Source organism: Streptomyces sp. NPDC057654 (genome assembly GCF_042800135.1).
GTDB lineage: Bacteria > Actinomycetota > Actinomycetes > Streptomycetales > Streptomycetaceae > Streptomyces.
Genome location: NZ_JBHVHQ010001164.1, coordinates 1 through 2,128 on the forward strand (window position 1 = coordinate 1; position 2,128 = coordinate 2,128).

At 71.8% G+C, this 2,128-nt stretch carries 2 protein-coding genes; one reads left to right on the forward strand and one right to left on the reverse strand.

What is annotated here, in order from left to right; genetic code table 11:
* Positions 1-90: 90 nt before the first annotated feature.
* Positions 91-1,089 carry a tetratricopeptide repeat protein gene (locus tag ACFU99_RS41605; RefSeq protein ID WP_384403405.1) on the reverse strand — a complete coding sequence of 333 codons (999 nt, stop codon included), beginning with the start codon at positions 1,087-1,089 and terminating at the stop codon, positions 91-93.
* Positions 1,090-1,396: 307 nt separating this feature from the next.
* Here ACFU99_RS41605 and ACFU99_RS41610 point away from each other — a divergent pair, with 307 nt between their 5' ends.
* Complete coding sequence (locus ACFU99_RS41610) at positions 1,397-2,092, forward strand: TetR/AcrR family transcriptional regulator (RefSeq protein WP_384403408.1); 696 nt, start codon at positions 1,397-1,399, stop codon at positions 2,090-2,092.
* Positions 2,093-2,128 lie beyond the last annotated feature (36 nt).

The following is a 2,128-nucleotide window of genomic DNA, read 5'->3' on the forward strand; positions in this document are numbered from 1 at the left end:
CACTTACTGCGAGTAACAGCGACCGCGTTTACCAAGTTTTGGTAAAGCGCGGTCGCTGTACTGTTTGAGACAAGCGTGGGGCAGGAGTGGTCAGAACAACGCCCGGGAGAGCGCCATGCGAGCGGCGGTGACCCGGGGGTCGTCGGCGCCGATCACCTCGAACAGCTCCAGCACCCGCAGCCGCGCGGCCTCGCGGTCGTCGCCCGCCGTGCGCTTGACGGTGTCGATGAGCCTGGCGAAGGCGTCCTCGACGTGCCCGCCGACCAGGTCGAGGTCGGCCGCGGCGATCTGGGCCGCGGCGTCCGCCGGGGAGTCGGCGGCGGTCTTGCGCACCTGCTGGGGGTCCAGGTCCTGCACCCGCCGCAGCAGTTCGGCCTGGGCCAGTCCCGCCTTGGCCTCCTCGTTGGCGGGGTCGTCCGAGAGCACGTTCTTGTACGCCTGGATCGCGCCGCTCAAGTCGCCCTCGTCCAGCGCCTGGTGCGCCGCGCCGAGCGCGCTGTCGTACGGACCCTCGGGCTGCTCCGGGGCCTCGTCGACGCCCTGCTCGCCACCCTGGTCACCGGCGGCGGCCGCCGCGGGGTCGATCGGCGCGCCGACGATCCCGAACCGCTGCTCGGAGACCTGGATCAGCTGGTCCAGCACCTGCCGGATCTGCGCCTCCGGCGCGGAACCCTGGAACAGCGGCAGGGCCTGCCCGGCCACCACCGCGAAGACGGCGGGGATGGACTGCACGCCGAACTGCTGGAAGAGCAGTTGGTTGGCCTCGACGTCGATCTTGGCGAGAACGAAGCGCCCGGCGTACTCGCCGGCCAGCCGGTCCAGCAGCGGGCTCAGTTGCTTGCACGGCTCGCACCACTCGGCCCAGAAGTCGATGACGACCGGCACCTCGGCGGAGCGCTGGAGTACCTCCTGCTCGAAACCCGCCTCGTCGACGTCGAAGATCAAACGGGCGGCGCCGGCCGCCCCGGCGTCGCCCCCATTGCGCGCGGCTTCGGCGCGCGTCTGCTCCGCCTTCTGCTTCGCTTCCCCGGCCGCCTTCACCGCGGCGAGGTCGACCACTCCACTCATGGACATATTCCGTGGCTGCATGGGTCCATCCTCCCCCTTTCGCCAGGCGATCGGTAAAGCAAGTTGTGCAATGCACGGACTGGGCCCGCCCACAGCCCCCCGCCGGTTTGCGGGGCATACGGTCGAACTCGGCCAAAAAGTCTGGAAAGGTACCGCGAGGTCCTCGATCGGCGCCGGGTCCCCACCCGTGGCGCGCATGGCTGTCGCTCTTTCGCTACGCCTCGTAGCGTAACGGGAACGATCGGCCCGGCAACAGGGCCCATCCGTGATCTCACTCACGGACAACGGCCTCTGGGGAAGCGGGCTACTCGGCGGTAAGGTCGCCGCCATGAATCCCCCGGCCGGCCCCACGAGCCCAGCCGGCGGACCGAGACCCACCGGCGGGCCAAGACCCGTCGGCCGGCCGGGCCGCCCGCGCAGCGCCGAAGCCGATCTCGCGATCCTGGCCGCCACCCGGGCGGCGCTCGTCGAGCTCGGCTGGGGAAAACTCACCATGGGGGATGTGGCGGCCCGCGCCGGGGTCGCCAAGACCACCCTCTACCGCCGCTGGGCGGGCAAGAACGAACTGGTCGTCGATGCGGTCGCGGCCCTCTTCGACGAACATCTCGACCTGCCGGACCGCGGCAGCCTCCAGGCCGATGTGGAGGGCGTGGTGCTGCGCTTCGCCGCCCTGCTGGAGCGCCCGGAGACCAAGACGGCCCTGATGGCGGTGGTCGCCGAGTCCACCCGCGACGACGCGCTGCGGGCCCGTATCCGCTCGGCCATCGTCGACCGGCAGAAGACGCTCGTGCTGCTCGGCCGGGCGCGCGCGCAGGCCCGCGGCGAGCTGCCGTACGAGGAGGACCCCGCGACGGCGGCCCGCAACGCGGACCTGATCTTCGACGTCATCGCGGGCGCGGTGGTGCACCGCGCCCTGGTGAGCGCCGAGCCGGTGGACTGCGACTGGGCGCGCACCTTCACCGCGCTGCTGATGGCGGGCCTGGGGGCGGCCCCGCCGCAGCGTACGGACGCGCCCGACGCCTGAGGCGCGTCCGTACGCCCGTACGTCCCGTACCGGTCA